This window comes from Flavobacterium sp., assembly GCF_027484205.1.
Taxonomy (GTDB): Bacteria; Bacteroidota; Bacteroidia; order Flavobacteriales; family Flavobacteriaceae; genus Flavobacterium.
In genome coordinates this window covers 241,634-256,312 of record NZ_JAIXUB010000015.1, presented here as the reverse complement: position 1 = coordinate 256,312, position 14,679 = coordinate 241,634, and the positions used below count along the sequence as shown (strand labels likewise).

The 14,679-nt window shown below is 32.3% G+C and carries 22 protein-coding genes; all 22 read right to left on the bottom strand.

Features of this window, described 5'->3' with window-relative positions; all coding sequences use genetic code 11:
- Positions 1-87 precede the first annotated feature (87 nt).
- The 22 genes from Q0049_RS07260 to Q0049_RS07155 all read right to left on the bottom strand — a co-directional run bounded on the left by Q0049_RS07260 (position 88) and on the right by Q0049_RS07155 (position 14,673).
- Positions 88-513: a hypothetical protein gene (locus Q0049_RS07260; protein WP_298118109.1), complete on the bottom strand. Its 426-nt coding sequence runs from the start codon at positions 511-513 to the stop codon at positions 88-90.
- Positions 514-557: 44 nt separating this feature from the next.
- Positions 558-1,022, bottom strand: a complete 465-nt coding sequence (locus tag Q0049_RS07255) for a hypothetical protein (RefSeq protein WP_298118108.1) — start codon at positions 1,020-1,022, stop codon at positions 558-560.
- Complete coding sequence (locus Q0049_RS07250) at positions 982-1,575, bottom strand: hypothetical protein (RefSeq protein ID WP_298118106.1); 594 nt, start codon at positions 1,573-1,575, stop codon at positions 982-984. The genes Q0049_RS07255 and Q0049_RS07250 overlap by 41 nt, the downstream gene beginning before the upstream one ends.
- Positions 1,551-2,834 (bottom strand): terminase family protein, encoded by a 1,284-nt coding sequence (locus Q0049_RS07245; RefSeq protein ID WP_298118104.1) that lies wholly within the window; start codon positions 2,832-2,834, stop codon positions 1,551-1,553. The genes Q0049_RS07250 and Q0049_RS07245 overlap by 25 nt, the downstream gene beginning before the upstream one ends.
- A 3-nt stretch (positions 2,835-2,837) precedes the next feature.
- Positions 2,838-3,011, bottom strand: coding sequence for a hypothetical protein (locus Q0049_RS07240; protein ID WP_298118102.1), 174 nt, complete (start codon positions 3,009-3,011; stop codon positions 2,838-2,840).
- Positions 3,012-3,022: 11 nt separating this feature from the next.
- The gene (locus Q0049_RS07235; RefSeq protein ID WP_298118100.1) at positions 3,023-3,529 is read right to left on the bottom strand and encodes a hypothetical protein; all 507 of its coding nucleotides are present in this window, start codon (positions 3,527-3,529) and stop codon (positions 3,023-3,025) included.
- Positions 3,530-3,608: 79 nt separating this feature from the next.
- The gene (locus Q0049_RS07230; RefSeq protein WP_298118098.1) at positions 3,609-4,202 is read right to left on the bottom strand and encodes a terminase small subunit; all 594 of its coding nucleotides are present in this window, start codon (positions 4,200-4,202) and stop codon (positions 3,609-3,611) included.
- A 116-nt stretch (positions 4,203-4,318) separates the two neighbouring features.
- Positions 4,319-4,762, bottom strand: coding sequence for a hypothetical protein (locus Q0049_RS07225; RefSeq protein ID WP_298118096.1), 444 nt, complete (start codon positions 4,760-4,762; stop codon positions 4,319-4,321).
- 101 nt (positions 4,763-4,863) lie between these two features.
- Positions 4,864-5,118, bottom strand: coding sequence for a hypothetical protein (locus tag Q0049_RS07220; RefSeq protein WP_298118094.1), 255 nt, complete (start codon positions 5,116-5,118; stop codon positions 4,864-4,866).
- Between the two features lie 195 nt (positions 5,119-5,313).
- Positions 5,314-7,722, bottom strand: coding sequence for a ParB/RepB/Spo0J family partition protein (locus Q0049_RS07215; RefSeq protein ID WP_298118092.1), 2,409 nt, complete (start codon positions 7,720-7,722; stop codon positions 5,314-5,316).
- Positions 7,723-7,728: 6 nt separating this feature from the next.
- On the bottom strand, positions 7,729-7,911 hold the full coding sequence (locus Q0049_RS07210) for a hypothetical protein (RefSeq protein WP_298118090.1): 183 nt from the start codon (positions 7,909-7,911) through the stop codon (positions 7,729-7,731).
- Positions 7,895-8,344: a hypothetical protein gene (locus tag Q0049_RS07205; protein WP_298118088.1), complete on the bottom strand. Its 450-nt coding sequence runs from the start codon at positions 8,342-8,344 to the stop codon at positions 7,895-7,897. Before Q0049_RS07205 ends, Q0049_RS07210 begins: the two co-directional genes overlap by 17 nt.
- Before the next feature lie 15 nt (positions 8,345-8,359).
- A complete protein-coding gene (locus Q0049_RS07200; protein WP_298118086.1) occupies positions 8,360-8,779 on the bottom strand; it encodes a hypothetical protein in 420 nt (139 codons plus the stop codon).
- Positions 8,780-8,781: 2 nt separating this feature from the next.
- A complete protein-coding gene (locus tag Q0049_RS07195) occupies positions 8,782-9,393 on the bottom strand; it encodes an ASCH domain-containing protein (RefSeq protein WP_298118084.1) in 612 nt (203 codons plus the stop codon).
- A 2-nt stretch (positions 9,394-9,395) separates the two neighbouring features.
- Positions 9,396-9,710: a hypothetical protein gene (locus tag Q0049_RS07190; RefSeq protein WP_298118082.1), complete on the bottom strand. Its 315-nt coding sequence runs from the start codon at positions 9,708-9,710 to the stop codon at positions 9,396-9,398.
- A 2-nt stretch (positions 9,711-9,712) separates the two neighbouring features.
- Positions 9,713-10,024 carry a hypothetical protein gene (locus Q0049_RS07185; RefSeq protein WP_298118080.1) on the bottom strand — a complete coding sequence of 104 codons (312 nt, stop codon included), beginning with the start codon at positions 10,022-10,024 and terminating at the stop codon, positions 9,713-9,715.
- A gap of 11 nt (positions 10,025-10,035) precedes the next feature.
- The gene (locus Q0049_RS07180; RefSeq protein ID WP_298118078.1) at positions 10,036-11,127 is read right to left on the bottom strand and encodes a hypothetical protein; all 1,092 of its coding nucleotides are present in this window, start codon (positions 11,125-11,127) and stop codon (positions 10,036-10,038) included.
- Position 11,128: 1 nt separating this feature from the next.
- Positions 11,129-11,887 carry a hypothetical protein gene (locus tag Q0049_RS07175; protein WP_298118076.1) on the bottom strand — a complete coding sequence of 253 codons (759 nt, stop codon included), beginning with the start codon at positions 11,885-11,887 and terminating at the stop codon, positions 11,129-11,131.
- Complete coding sequence (locus Q0049_RS07170; RefSeq protein ID WP_298118074.1) at positions 11,865-12,077, bottom strand: hypothetical protein; 213 nt, start codon at positions 12,075-12,077, stop codon at positions 11,865-11,867. Before Q0049_RS07170 ends, Q0049_RS07175 begins: the two co-directional genes overlap by 23 nt.
- The gene (locus tag Q0049_RS07165) at positions 12,077-13,738 is read right to left on the bottom strand and encodes a DEAD/DEAH box helicase (protein ID WP_298118073.1); all 1,662 of its coding nucleotides are present in this window, start codon (positions 13,736-13,738) and stop codon (positions 12,077-12,079) included. Before Q0049_RS07165 ends, Q0049_RS07170 begins: the two co-directional genes overlap by 1 nt.
- Positions 13,739-13,761: 23 nt before the next feature.
- Entirely contained in the window at positions 13,762-14,358 is a 597-nt protein-coding gene (locus Q0049_RS07160) for a hypothetical protein (RefSeq protein WP_298118071.1), read from the bottom strand.
- A gap of 18 nt (positions 14,359-14,376) precedes the next feature.
- The gene (locus Q0049_RS07155) at positions 14,377-14,673 is read right to left on the bottom strand and encodes a hypothetical protein (RefSeq protein ID WP_298118069.1); all 297 of its coding nucleotides are present in this window, start codon (positions 14,671-14,673) and stop codon (positions 14,377-14,379) included.
- Positions 14,674-14,679: the final 6 nt, after the last annotated feature.

Here is a 14,679-nt window from a genome sequence, read left to right as displayed (position 1 = left end):
ATATTAAATTATAGATAACCGAGAAAGCTACCCAAAGGATTGAGTATGCAATTACTATTCTTTTGATTTTGTTTTTTCTTGTTGTCATTACGCTGCTCTTAAAATTTGTACTACATCTGATTTTATTCTTCTTAAATAGATAACTCCCAATTCGTTTAACATTTCTTCAATATCATTTGCTAAGAAGTCATCAACAACTGAACTCACAACCGCACCTTTGTTAAACTCATTCGGCACCTTGATACCTTCCTCAGCAATTTTTCTACTTATTAAGAAAATGAATTGGTTTTTCTTTTCTCTGAATATTGATGGTAAACCTTGCTTTGTATCAATCCACTCTGATATAACTTCTCGAGGTGGAAATTTCCCTGGCTCTCTTCCGTGTTCCATATACTCAGAATGAAAAGCTCCGTACATTATCAATTTATTTGGACCTGCAAAAGCTTCAAGTTCCTTTTCATATTTTCCTAAAGCTCGAAGTCCTAACTCCACATACTTTGCTATAAGTTTCAAACGAAGCCTTTCCAAATATTTCATATATAATTGCTCCTCATTTGTCATGCCTTATTCTGAATTGTAAATCTTACTTTCACACCATCAAGATTGTTATCATAAATATTCTCCACTTCAACTATTCTCCAAGCTTTAATAAGCCATCCATCACAATCACTTGACAATTTTTCCTGAAAATCATAAGCTAATGCTTTGAGGTTTTCGATATGAGTTTCAAACTTATATTGATAAGTCGCATCTGATATCTTAGAACTTGCAAGAATCAAAAGCTCTCCATCGTATTTGATAGTTTCAATAGCTGAGTATTGATTGAACGTTGGTTCTTCATCTACCCAAAGTAATTTAAAATACTTATTTCTTTCCTCAAATGGAAGTTGACCATCTTTCTCATGATCGCACAAGTTTTGCCAATGGTCTTTCCCGTACGTATAATGAAACAATGGTTCTGCTGGAGATGGTGCATTGTAACTATTTACGCTTTGGTTTATTTTTATGTGCAATGATTTCATTATACTTTTTATTAATTTTATTAATCAATTTCGTGTGTGCCATATCTCGGAAAACAATTGAGTATGATAGTTTTAAATATTCATTATGTTTTAATAAATCGGGACACATCGCTTTTAATGTTGAATAATATCCGTAATCTATTAACTCCTCAGCTCCTGCTTCCTTTTCTTCGTTTGTTAACTCACTATGCAATCTTTCCATCTCAGCATTAGATATCGCTTTTAGTTCATCACTTATCCAATTGAAAGAAGCAAACACGTTGAATACCTCTAAAGATTTCATTTGCTCAGGCTTCAATTCATAAACAATATTGAAAATAGAATCGATATCGCTTTTACTTATTGCGCTTCTTAGAAGAAGTAAATCCTCCCAAGACAATTCCCAAAGAGTATTAACCTTTGGTTGTAAATCAATTTGTCTAAAGAACTTCTTAACTCTTAGAATTTTATTCGATTTGATAAAGTTCTTAACAGTGTAATCTACCAAATCCTTATCCTCTTCATTGAGTAAGGAATATTCTAACATTGTTATATTGAACTTGAACTTCCCCATGTGTTTGTTGGTTTTGAATCGTAATAGACAAAATATCCACCAGCTTCTGTGATGTGGTCAAATCCGCTTGACTTGTCAGGTTCTCCATTCTTGTAGGTTTGTCGCTCCAAAGCTTCAGTATAATTTGCGCAATAATCTGTATTCACGTAATAAATTATATTACCAGCCGTATCTAAAAACCCGAGATTAACTGCGTTAACCCTATCTTTTACAAATGGATTCTTAGACAACTTGCGGACCACAAAGCCTGCTCCTTTCAATAAGTCAATGTCCGATTTACTACTACTTGATTTTCTATAATCACCACTAGAATCAGGATAAATAATTATTCTATACCCGTGATATTTATCTTTAATCAATTTAATAATATCTGCAGTATCATAAGCGTTTACTATTTCATCAACTGCTGTTTTTATTCTAACGGTTTTTATAATAACATTATCCTCTCCAAATTCATTATACATTCTCCATGTAATTTCCTTTTCATCTACCACGTGAATGACTGCATTCATTTTCTCGACATTGAAGTCCATTCCAATATGCAGTACATCGTTTTGTTGGATAGTTCTAGCAGAATGATTTCTAATTCTGTCAAACCTATGATATACATTTCCTGAGGTTAAATTTACAAATTCTCCATTAAGATAAGCTTCCAATTGCTGAGGCGTGTAACTCATCATCAAAGTCTCGATATATGAATTTGAAATAAATGGATTGTTTTTTGTCAATGCTTTAATTAATACCTTGTTTTTGTGTGGTTTTTTTACGAAAAAATCATAAAGAAACTTAAAACCCTCAGGAGTTGACACAAAGTCCAACGAATTTGCCTTTTCATCAGGAAGAGGAATTGAAAGTCTTGCAACCACTTTTGTAAAAGCATCATTCATGTGAGGTATTGAAAGTATATCCGCTTCATCAATACAGCTATAACCTACTTCATAACCTACAATAGTATCAGGATTATCAAGTGAGCGCATGATTATTTTTCCGTATGGTGTTATAAACTCATGGTCGGATTTATTAAGAACATAAGACAATCCGAATTTATCCATTATCTCTGCAAACTTTGGATAGGCAATATCTCTAACTAGTCCATAAGTAGGGAGGTAGTAGGCTACATCTATTTTAGGGTATTTTAATTTTTTAATAATTGTTTTAATAACACCTGCCATAGATTTACCACTACGATAACCACCAACTAAACCAGTATGCACGGCATCGCTAAGAATAAAACTTGCTTGATGTTCTAACAGTTCCATTTATTATATCTTTTTTCTTTGTGTAAAGAAGAATTCTGATTGCTTTGATAGTTGTTTAGCTCCTAGTGATTTGAGTTGAGAAATGAATTCATTTTTGAGCTTTCTAGCTTCAGTAAGATTTTCACATTTTTTTATTTCTACTAAAGCATTGTTTCTGTATATCTCTAATTGTGGCATAATGTTAGTGTTTAAATCATTCTAGTTCTAGCGCAATTCTCTAGCTTATAACCTAAGCTTCTATCCGAGCAATGCAGCAATATCACATTTGTAAACTTCATTCCGAAACATTGCTCTTCTGTATAAATGTGCCTATAATAATCTTTGTTGAAATGGTTTTCTTTGATGTACTCTTTAAAGTTTTGAGTTTTGTCTGTTACAATCGCAATTGGATTAGTTAATAAATCATTCACTTCTTTTACGATTATATCGGAAAAAGAAAATACCATTCTTTTTGCAGTTAGATATAGACTACCGAAATTTTTACTATTCATTATTTCTAAATCGCACTTACTACATCTATCTAAGAAGTCTAACACATAAACAATTGATTTATCATTTTCATTTGGTAATTGTCCTTTGTGCATTAATCTGTAAACCTCGACTGAAAACCAGTTGTCGATGTTGTTGTCCCAAACTGAATGTGATTCATTTATGTTGTATTTCAAAAACAAATCTCTTTTAGTTAATTTTTTCATTTTTGCTCTGTTATTAAATTTGATCCTTGTATTAATTTTTTTGTTTCATCGGTGGACAATGTTAACTCAAACCCTACTATTATTGACTTTCTTGATTTAAGTTTTTTTTACCAATAATTGTAAATTCAATCGGTTTGATGTTCTTATTCTCTATCTCTTTCTTATCTACCAATCCTAAATCCCTTGCAATGATATTTGAACTGAATGCTCCAACAACAGCTCCCTCATACTTCTGAGTATAAATAATTTGCTCTATCGTGCGTATGACATCGGAAAAGCCTTTTGATATTGAATCCTCTTTATCCTTTAAAGAATCTTTAAAGTCATTAAAGTAATGTTCGTTTACACCTAAGAATAAAGTAAGTCCTGACATTGTGTAAGGTGTGTCTGTTGGTATTAAAACCTTTGTTGCATCTTTACCTCTGAAATCGGTTTTATTCCATTTTCTTTGGTCTGTTGCTTCAAAGTATTCAATTGCAGATTCCATAAGTATTTCAGGAGTTGTGAATATCTTATCTCTTCCGTGTTTGGTTCTAAGTCTCCACCATTGATTACCTTTTGGAGCTGGATTTCCTTTTTTAAGATTAGCAGTATTATATACTCTTGGCTTTTTAGGTGTGGTGGTTTTTGATTGAGGTTTCTTAGGTGTTTTTTTGCTTTGCTCTTTTTCCATGTTGTAAGTGATTGATATAGCAAAGGTAATAAATTTTATTACTAGAAGATTATTTTTAAAATTGAGGAAATAAAAAAAGCTTCCCTATTTGAGAAGCTTTTCTATTTTGGTTTTTTTTAATCTCTACAGGGGTAATGTGGCGGGAGTAATGTAACACCGTGAGAATAACCAAACATTTCCGAGACATGCACTTGACCTAATGTATAGACAGCATAGTAATTATTTCCAGACTCACATCTAAAATGATAAATAATACAATTATCATCTATTGTCCTTGTAACAATGTGACAAGTTGCTCTGCATTCATTACACTCTGGAACTTTTCCTGTTCGTTCAAATTCTAAAACAATTTTAGTTAAAGAATCAACTACCTCTTTAGGTACATCAAGTTCCGTTTTAGCTTGATAGCTATTTGTGATTGTTGCTTCAAATTGGATTGAAGTTAAATCGATTGGTTGTACTGATACAACGTCAAAGTAGTTCTGTTCTACTACAAAGGTTGTTGCTTTTTGTTTCTGTTCCATCATTTGAGTACTTGCAAACGATGTTGAGCAAATCATCCCGATTAGCGCAATAATGAACATTCTTGTTTTCATTATAAAAAATGGTTTTCTCACTTAGAGAGATTCAAATATAGTAATAAAATTTATTACTGGTGATTTTATTTTTCTTCTTGCTTTGTTAATATCAAATGAAATTTATTTTCTTCTGTAATCCATTTTTTTATATATGGATAATCTTTTGCTATCTCTCTGCAAACCTCCAAACAATCTAATGTATTGGTTGCTTGAATAGAAAATCCATCAGTTATCAATATTTCTAATTCTTTATCTTCTTTAATGAAAAGATTTAGTTTTCCAAATTTTTCTAGTTTATAAAAAAAATCAGGTTTTGGAACATTTGTTTTTATTGTCATAAGATTATCGTTATTCGTTAATGTATCCTGCGATTATTCACTTTCCGTAGTGGTATTTGTAAAAAGGTGTTTTCATTTGATTATTACGTATTTCGGTAATATTTTCGATTATTACCGATTTATGGAATAATTGATTTTAAACTTGGTCTCCACCGTGTGAAGAGTAGAGACTCAAGTATTGATTTTACTAGGTTTTTACTTTTTGTTTAAAACCACTATTTCTGCTTTAACTTTAGTATGTCCAAAGTCTTCTGACATATCTTCTCTATCCAAAACGATGTATTTATCTAAAATACTTACCAAAGCTTTTGGCTTGTCTTTATCAATAAATCCTTTTGGTATTAATAGTACTGCGACACCTTTTTCAGTAAGAACATCATAAATAACCTCTAGGAACTTTGTTAATTTTGGCAATTCATAAGGAGGATTAGCGATAATGTTATCATAACATTGTTCGATGCTGTCCTCTTCATAATTCAATTGTTCTGCAATACCATCAATTGTGAAGTTAAATAAATCTACCATGTCAGCTGAGAAATCAAAACCTTTAACTATATACCCTTTTTCTCTAACTTCTTTCGATAGCATTCCAAATCCACAACATGCATCAAGTACGTACGGGTCTTTAGTGAAATTACTTTCTGATATTTCTGCCATTCTTATAGCAGTTGCTGGAGGTGTGAAGAATTGAGAATGATAAACGTTATTTCGTTTTTGATACTCAATGTAGGTATAATACAACCAGTTTGGATTGCTTTCTAATTCCATGTTAAAAGGAAGCTCATTGTGTTGTTCTGCATACATAGCAACTTCAAGGGGATTTCTTGGATAAGTTGGCGGTGTGTTTTTGAAATAAGAATTGTTTAAAGCATATTTTTTACTTACCTTTTCAAAAGTCTTTACCTCGTTTTTGAATGGTTGTTTGAATGGTTTATCTTCAGATGGAAGAACTTCCTCTGCTTTAGTTTCGATTTCTTCCACTGGCACCAACTTTTCAAGCTTTGCAAGGATATCCGATTTTTTCTTCTCAGCATTTGCAATACGTTTGTCAGCAATGATTTCCTGTTCGTTTTTTATTGTGTCAACTTGAGCTTGGAAATAATAATTTATTACTGCTTCATAAGCCACGTGATCAGGACAACTTTTTGCTGTTCCGAAAGAGTTAGGTAATACATCTAAAATGAAAGCTCTTACAATTCTATTATAATCTTCTTCAGAAAAAACTTTCTCTTGAGCAAACTCAACATCAAACTCTTTATCTAGTAAATCATATAATTCTCTTTTTGAGTAGTACCCTAATTTTTCCATCATTGCGAAGCAAAGCGCATTTCTTTCGGAAATTAGTAAGTCAGATACATTTGATTTGATAGCTGAAGTATCTATATTTCTAATTCCTTCCCAAACTTTCTCATCGTCCAACTCAAGAGCTCGCTTTTGTCTTTGCTCAATCTTAGCAAACTCAGCTCTCAACTCTAATTCCTCGTTGCTTTGTGGTTTACCTGAAGTTGGAGATGGAAGTGCGTTTTCTTTTGGAGCTTCTTGAAAACATACTTTCTTCAGATAAACATTTGCGTAAGTTCCTTTGAACTCTCCATTAACACAAAATGCATTGAAAGGAGTTTCTACTTCATTTTCATATGGTTCATCATCTTTTGATAATCTCCACTCATAACGTTCATACAATCTAACTTTAAATTGCTCACACATTTGGTAAATCATTTCATCAGGATGACCCCATCCATTAACCAAAACAACATTATCTCCATTGTTAATAATCTTACCCACTTCCTTAATGATGAAAGCTTCCTCTTTAGCATCAAAGCATTTCTCGTCAAAACATCTATCCTCTGCCATATCTTCAAACAAAACAGGATTAACTCCTGAACGTTTAAGACAAACAGAACACGCTCCACATCCTTTCACTAATTCAGTATCTTCTGTATCGAACTTAGCATCTGAAATCAAATAACTATCATTCTCAATAGTTCCTTTTAATTCTGATATTGTTCCATAGTCAGGGTCTTCACCTCCCCAAGGTTTTGCTTCCTCGTAGATATCCATTTGCTTAATAGCATCACATCGAGCTATTAAGATGGCGTGTCCAATTCCTAAGTGTCCAGCTAAGAAATCAGCTCTAACCTCATCTATCAAATCAACTAACTTTAAACGTTGAGCGATGAAGCTCTCAGACTTTGCCATCTTAACTGCGATATCCAAAATGGTATACTTTCCACTATCTAGCATTTGCTTAAAGGCGTCCGCTTCATCAAGTGGGTGTACATCTTTACGCTCGAGGTTCTCGATGATCTGCAACTCGAAAGCTTCTTCATCTGTAAGAACTCTAACGTTGCAAGGGATTTCTTCAAGTCCAGCTTGAAGAGCAGCACGATAACGACGTTCTCCACATACGAGTTGATAATCTTGCCAATTACTTTTCTCATCAACGTATGGTCTTACGAGAATAGGTTGGAGTATTCCGTGCTCTTTGATGCTCTCGGCTAATTCTTTCAATGCCTTTGGGTCAAATGACTTTCTTGGGTTTGTGTTTCCTAGTTCAATCTTATCGATTGAAATTACTTCTAGTTTTGCATTTTGTGTGCTCATGTGTAATTAAATTTGATTGTTAATAATTTTTAGTTCTTCTATTTTTACTTTGCCGTTTTTGTGCATTGTTGCTATTCGGCTTTCGATTTGGTCACGAAGCTTACGAGATAGTTTGGATTGCTTTTGGAGGATTAGCTTATATTCAGCTATCAACTCATCTTTGGTTAATTTGTCAATTTGTGATTTCATATAATATATTTAAAACTTCTTTTCTGATTTGCTGAGAATAGGAATCAATGTAGTTTCCTAAACTGTCGCCTTTACATCTTTGCTCTTGGTACTGATGAGCTTCAATTAGTTTTTGTAACGCTTTGATAATGGCTTCATTCCTAGTTTTACAAGTCTCTCCAAATATTGAAGCACTTCCTGAACCGCCAGCTCCACCAGTACAATAACTAATACCATAAGTCCAAACATTATTAAGACCTCTTCCAACTTCAATTGAGTTTTGAGAAACCTTTTCATTTTTGGATATAAATTCAATTTCTTCTACATCTAATAATTCATTTGGATATAGTACCCATCCTAGTTTATCAGTTTTAATATCATTGAATCCAAACTTTCTTAAACAACTTACAATGTGTTTGTTTCTTTGATTTTGTTCTCTTTTACTTGTTAGCATTGGTAATATATTTTATTACAGTTTACTTAAAAAATGCTCTATGTCCTGAGGAAATTCTAAGTAATTTTTAGCCGTATAACGTAATACTTTCCAACCTTTTGACTGAGCTAAATTGTACTTAGTGCAGTCGCTTACATATCCGCTTATGGTTGTGTGTCCTGACTTATCCGAGAATATTCCCTCGTACTCAATTGCCAACATTAATTCAGGAATTGCCCAATCAAAACGAAATTGTCTAACATCATCAAATCGAAGTTCACGTCTATATTCTGTAATCTTACCATCTTGCATTAGCTGGTTAAGAATTAACTCGATGGTGTTTTTTTCGACTGATATTTTTTCTTGCTTAAACTTTGATTTATGATTGGGAAATTGCTCATCTACTTTGAGACCTTTGTTCTTCAAGGCGTTCAAATCTTTTAATGACCAAGCCATAGTTATAAATCAACTTTAAAAATATTAGACAATGATTTTGGTCTGCATCTGTGTTCTCCAAACTCCATTGCAATTTCTTGCATTATTTCATAAAATTCATCATCTGAATAATGATTTGGGTCTGTCCATCCACTAACTGAATAATGATGTAGTTGAGGATTGTAAAATCTACCATAAGCATTTTTGATAATCTCATTTTTATCAATTTCCCAAAAAGATAATTTTCCTTTAACATTTAAAATTGGTTTATCATACAGAACAGGATTAGCAAGTACCCAATTGTAGATTGGTTTATCAGGATAAAATCTTTGATTTCCTGATTGTGCAAATGGCGTTTTCTCCGCCCAAATACTCGAATGATTGATAACACAATCTACTATGTCAACTTCTCCAATGATTGCTGATAAATGTGTAATATCATAAGGTTCTTTTGTATCTCTTAAAACATTTCTTTGTTCTTCAGATAAAATCTTATGAAAATTTTTATCAATTTTTGCCGATGCATTAATATAAATCCTACCTCGAAAATTAGTTTTCCAAGTTCTATTTTCTATATCCTTAATTCCGTGAGCTATTAAACTCGCCCATGGCTGTTTGATTGAAAGTGCTTTCATAATTAAATATCTTCAAGTTTGTAATAAGCTAACAACCTGTAATGGTTAGATGGTATTCCATTAATTGTAATAGGCATATTTCTTTCAATTCTAATTGGTTTGTCCTTAGGTCTATCTTCATCTTTGAAATATTCATACCACATTCCAAAAGTTACTTTTTCTATTTTTGGTTCTTTTTTTGTTCCGAAATTAACATCCTTGTCGTATGTTTTTTTCATACTTTTAACCAATAATTTATACTCTAAATCAATATTTTCATTTAGAAGTTTTACAATTTTTTCTTTGTTTTTTTTTATTTTATTATTTAATACTTTCATAATTACTTCAGTTGATTAAATTTATACCAATCCGTTTGATTCCAATAGATGACTGACTTTCCCCACAAGTAATGGTGAACATCCTTTCTCAAGATATCAAGTATCTGAAACAAGGTTAGTCCCTCAGGTTTTATCAATCCCTTTTCATTCTCAATTACCTTTGCCTTTATCTCTTGCTCCTCAATTTGTTTCTTCAAACGCCACTCACGATTCTTTGCAAGTGCATGCTCTCGGTTTCTCTCGTACCACGATTTTTTTTCCTGAGGTTTATTTCTACCTATGTATGGACCTCTATTTGCTCTCTGTTGTTCCATTGATTTGATTTTTATTTTCTAAATGATTTTCCTTTAAACTCTACTACGTTAAACATTTCAAATATCCTATCGTAAATGTGAGATCCATATCGTACGCCACATTCTTGAATTGCAAAATCAATATTGTTTGGATAGTTCTCGTGAAAGTTCATTGTTCCAAAAGTTCTAACTTTATTGATTTTCTCTTCTGAGTATTGCTTTTGATTATTGTACCTTTTTTCTAAAATAGACTGAACAACATTTGTTATTCCGAAATTAGATGCGTTTTTCTCTCTCTTCATATCGTCAAGGAATAAGTTTCCTTTAGAATATTTTGAATAGAATATTTCTTTTTCCTGTCCTGATTTTAAAAACTCATACTCTGTTACTAAATTTTCACATGTTTTGAATTTGAATTTTAACCTGTTCCAATCTCCTGAAGTGTCCCATTTTTCAGATATAGCTTTTTCAAAATAATAATCAAACATAAACTGAATAGCTTTCATTACTGATGTTTTTCCATTACCGACATTACCAATCAAAAGCAAACCTTTTTTAAATGATGGAGTAAGTTTTTTGTTTCCAACTTCTTTTATAGAATTTTCAGAATCAAAAAAAGTAGTGTCATAAGCAAAGTATTTTATAATTGGCTCAATGTTTTTTATACTTTCTTCTGTTCTTTCAAACTCAAATCCATTTAAGAACTTGTAAGCAATTAAAAAGTTTTTGTAAATAGTTTTCTTATCAGGAAGTAAACCATCGTTGTAAGATGATTTTTTGCTGTTATCTCCGTGTATTTTTTCCCAATGATCTACTTCGTTTTTAAAGTTTTGTTCTTTATTCTGTTGACTTTTACTTTCAAATGATTTAATTTGATTTAATTCAAATTCAGATAAAGTCTTCTTTGGTTTGTCAGGATTAATTACATTGTAATTATTATACTCTTTTATCTTTGCTTTTAGTTGGTCGTATCTTCTAACTCCAACAAAATCAATACTGAAGTCTAAAATCTTTTTCTCAGGAAAATAAAAATCAATATCTGAATCTGACATTGTTGGATATTTTTCTTTGAATTGCTCTTTAGTCAATACTAAATACTCCTGTTGATTTACTTCTTTTGTCATTTTAGTTTGTTGATATTAAATTTCCGTCTTCTTTAAGTTTTATGTTTTTATTTCCTGCTTTAGGTTGATTTACAATTATGTCAAATTTTGCTGAAAGATGCGTGAGAATGAAATTTGCTTTTAGCCAATCATCTTTCAAGGCATTGTCTAAAAACTTATTAAATGTTATTAAAGCTTTTACCTCTTCCCACTCGTGTAGGTTTTTATCGTAATACAATTTCTCCAATCGTTGAATAATTGATTTTAAACTTTTAGCATTTGCTCCGTTAAAAGTTGGTTTAGCTCCTGTAACTTCATCATAACGTCTAAACCAAATATCAACAAATGAACTCCAAAACTTAGTTGGTTCTTTTTCCACTGGAGCATCAGCGACAGAAGAAATATGTTTTAGTTTTAGTTTTGGTTTTAGTTTATCTTTACTCTTAAACAACCTCGAGCTAACCTCATCAGTAACCTCGTTAGTAACCTCATCAGTAACCTTGAAAAAATTTTTAAAGGTATAGGTCACATTTGCGTTACCATTTTGAGTTTTAAAATCAATTATTCCTGATTGTTTCAATCTATTACGAGAATTATTTAAAGTCGGATAACTGATTCCTAAATCTGCACAGATTTTAGAATTGTTACGCTTGAACAAAACGGACCAAGATGTTTTATTATTTACTTCAGCTAGATAGAAGAAAAGTGCAATTACATTTGTTGGATATGTTTCTACATCATGCGAACGCCAGAACGCTTTAATTAGCTCTATATAATTCATAGTTGATTTTACTTTCTAAATAAATATGTGTTTGTTTTGGTACACTATCGTAATAGATATCTATTGTTTTTGAAATAGTAATATCAGTAACACCAATAATTCTTGCTATAGTTGAAATTCTTTTATCCTTTAAATGTTTGAATAAATCAACTACTAAAATCTTTTCGGTTTCTGATAATATTCTTCTCATCACTTAAATAAGCTAATCACATTATCAATAAATGCCATGTCCATATTATCTGTTGCACCAGTGATGGTGTTACCTATATGGCGTTTGTCTTGAATCATCTGATACATTTCCTCGTCAATAGTATTTTGCCCTAGGAAGTATGTACACATAACATTGTTCTTTTGACCAATACGATGCGCTCTATCTTCACACTGAGCACAATCAGCATAAGTCCAAGGATATTCAATAAATGCAACTCTACTCGATGCAGTAAGCGTAATACCTACTCCTGCAGCTTTAATGTTACATACAATCAATTTGATATCAGGGTTGTTTTGGAATCCATCAATTGCTTTTTGCTTTTCTTCAGATGACATTCTTCCATTAACAGATACCGCACCTGGAAATAATTCTCTTATCTGATCTCCAATCTCGTGTAGGTTATGAAAGATGATTAACTTCTCTCCAGCTTCCATAACCTCATTGATGAATTCTTTTACCTTATTGATTTTGCCTTTAGCAGAAAGTTGCTTTAAAGCTCCCATACGAACCATGATCTCGCCACGAAGTTTTCTTCTGATTTCTTCATCGTCAGCTCCATTATCCTCAAGCCATTTCACAAAGTCATTTTTAGCTTTGTTGTACTCAGCTCGATTTGTGATATCACATAAGATTGTTTGACGTTGTTTTTCAGGTAAATCTTTGGCTACATCTTTTTTTTCACGTCTGAAGTAACAATGTTTATAAAGCATGAAATTCAGTTCCTTGAGATTGGATGCTCCTTTGCCTCCCTCGCAATAGCGTTGCTTAAAATACTTAGCATCTTTGAGAGCTCCGATAATTGCTAATTGAGGAAGTGCATCGATAGGTTTGTTTACAACCATTGTTCCCGTTAAACCTATTCGATACATTTTACCTTGAGCAATACGTAAAGCGATTTTAGTTTGCTGAGTAGTTGCATCTTTGCATCGGTGGATTTCATCTATTATGATTGAATTAAAAAGCTTTGCTCTATCATCAAGTAGGATATCGCTAGACTTAAAAGCTTTTTTAGTTGGCATTTCTTTAACGAAATACTTTTTCAAACTTTCATAGTTAACAATGAAGATATCAATCTTTGCTACTTCATGGAATCGGTGCCAGGTGTTTTTGATTTTATCTTCTAAAATCATTGCTTTTTTACCTGTCCACATTTCCCATTCACGTTGCCAATTAATTTTGGTTGATGCTGGACAAATAACTAAACAAGGAAAAGAGGTTTCGTTATTGAATTTATTCGCTGAATAAATAGTTGCAATTGATTGAAGAGTTTTACCAAGACCTTGCTCGTCTCCATTGATAAATTTCTTTAGTTCTAAACCTCTAGCAACTCCTTGCAATTGATAAGGACGTGGTGCGAAACCATTTTCACGATTTACTATATCGAGTTCAAAATTTAGGTCAGGCATTGGTGGAATTTCCCCGATAACCATCGGGGTTTCCTGTCCAATAACAATCCATTCAGCTCTTGTCTTTTGCTGAATAACTTCTAATTCTGTTCTGCGTGATAATGGAACTATCCACGACTTAGATGTCCAATCAAATTGCGCTCCAATAGATTTGAGGAGGTTTTGATTATTCACACGAAAGCGATTATACTCGACTTTTACGTGAAACTTTGTTGGATGTTCTATGATTTGCATTTGCTCGGTGTGATTAAAAAATTTTACTCAGCTTCTTGAAAAGCGGATTCTGCTTTTGCTTTTTTAGTTTTCTTTGTTGGAGCTGGAGTTTCTTCCTCTTCTTCTCCTTCGAACATTTCTAGTTGAGTTTTTGGAGCTTGTTTTCCTTGCATGTATGCTAGAACCTCAGCCTTTAAATCTTCAATATTTTTAGCAAGTTCGTTTCTGAAAGGATATTTTGTGTCTTCCATATGAATCTTTGGCGATGAGAAGCATACTTCTTGAAAAGTTGCTAATGATTTACATCCGAAAAGGTGTAAATACTCAAATCCTTTCTTCTCTTCTATTGAGAACTCAGCAACTCGGAACTTGAAGAAAGTATCATCAGAAGCTACTTCTCTATCGTATAGATAGGCGTCAGGATTTTCGATTGCTTTTCTAACTAGTTCTTCATCCTTTACTTCTTCACAGATAAAAGCGAAGTGAGGTATTAGTCTACGATAAGCGTTTCTAAGGTCATCGTGGATTGGAGCATCCGAACTTGTTTTGATTAGGTTTTTGACATCGGCATCTTGTTGCTCGAAGTCGTAGCTTAGGAATAGGCTTCCTCTTAGGCTGGCTTTTTTAATGGTAATGTTCATAATTTATTAAGGTTTAATTTATATTTCTGTTACTTCATTTATTAATGCTGTTATATACCTTAAATGGGTTCTGTCGCTACTTCTATCCATTTCTTCAAACCATTCTTTAACATCAAGCAATGCTTGTAACATTTCAGGAGCTTTTAAAATCAATTTTTCTAATTGTTGAACTTTTTCTTCTGATTCTAAATGAATAGATATAGCTCCTAAATGGTCATCAACATCTATATAAGTTGATTTAATTTCAGGTAATAAAACCTTGAAATTTTGTTGAACTATTTCAATAGTTTTTGGATAAGATTTTCTTAATTTCATTTTTAT

Coding starts and splice junctions, on each gene's coding strand:
- Q0049_RS07255 (WP_298118108.1), bottom strand. CDS start 1,022: ATGAAATCATTGCACATAAAAATAAACCAAAGCGTAAATAGTTACAAT.
- Q0049_RS07250 (WP_298118106.1), bottom strand. CDS start 1,575: ATGGGGAAGTTCAAGTTCAATATAACAATGTTAGAATATTCCTTACTC.
- Q0049_RS07245 (WP_298118104.1), bottom strand. CDS start 2,834: ATGGAACTGTTAGAACATCAAGCAAGTTTTATTCTTAGCGATGCCGTG.
- Q0049_RS07240 (WP_298118102.1), bottom strand. CDS start 3,011: ATGCCACAATTAGAGATATACAGAAACAATGCTTTAGTAGAAATAAAA.
- Q0049_RS07235 (WP_298118100.1), bottom strand. CDS start 3,529: ATGAAAAAATTAACTAAAAGAGATTTGTTTTTGAAATACAACATAAAT.
- Q0049_RS07230 (WP_298118098.1), bottom strand. CDS start 4,202: ATGGAAAAAGAGCAAAGCAAAAAAACACCTAAGAAACCTCAATCAAAA.
- Q0049_RS07225 (WP_298118096.1), bottom strand. CDS start 4,762: ATGATTTGCTCAACATCGTTTGCAAGTACTCAAATGATGGAACAGAAA.
- Q0049_RS07220 (WP_298118094.1), bottom strand. CDS start 5,118: ATGACAATAAAAACAAATGTTCCAAAACCTGATTTTTTTTATAAACTA.
- Q0049_RS07215 (WP_298118092.1), bottom strand. CDS start 7,722: ATGAGCACACAAAATGCAAAACTAGAAGTAATTTCAATCGATAAGATT.
- Q0049_RS07210 (WP_298118090.1), bottom strand. CDS start 7,911: ATGAAATCACAAATTGACAAATTAACCAAAGATGAGTTGATAGCTGAA.
- Q0049_RS07205 (WP_298118088.1), bottom strand. CDS start 8,344: ATGCTAACAAGTAAAAGAGAACAAAATCAAAGAAACAAACACATTGTA.
- Q0049_RS07200 (WP_298118086.1), bottom strand. CDS start 8,779: ATGGCTTGGTCATTAAAAGATTTGAACGCCTTGAAGAACAAAGGTCTC.
- Q0049_RS07195 (WP_298118084.1), bottom strand. CDS start 9,393: ATGAAAGCACTTTCAATCAAACAGCCATGGGCGAGTTTAATAGCTCAC.
- Q0049_RS07190 (WP_298118082.1), bottom strand. CDS start 9,710: ATGAAAGTATTAAATAATAAAATAAAAAAAAACAAAGAAAAAATTGTA.
- Q0049_RS07185 (WP_298118080.1), bottom strand. CDS start 10,024: ATGGAACAACAGAGAGCAAATAGAGGTCCATACATAGGTAGAAATAAA.
- Q0049_RS07180 (WP_298118078.1), bottom strand. CDS start 11,127: ATGACAAAAGAAGTAAATCAACAGGAGTATTTAGTATTGACTAAAGAG.
- Q0049_RS07175 (WP_298118076.1), bottom strand. CDS start 11,887: ATGAATTATATAGAGCTAATTAAAGCGTTCTGGCGTTCGCATGATGTA.
- Q0049_RS07170 (WP_298118074.1), bottom strand. CDS start 12,077: ATGAGAAGAATATTATCAGAAACCGAAAAGATTTTAGTAGTTGATTTA.
- Q0049_RS07165 (WP_298118073.1), bottom strand. CDS start 13,738: ATGCAAATCATAGAACATCCAACAAAGTTTCACGTAAAAGTCGAGTAT.
- Q0049_RS07160 (WP_298118071.1), bottom strand. CDS start 14,358: ATGAACATTACCATTAAAAAAGCCAGCCTAAGAGGAAGCCTATTCCTA.
- Q0049_RS07155 (WP_298118069.1), bottom strand. CDS start 14,673: ATGAAATTAAGAAAATCTTATCCAAAAACTATTGAAATAGTTCAACAA.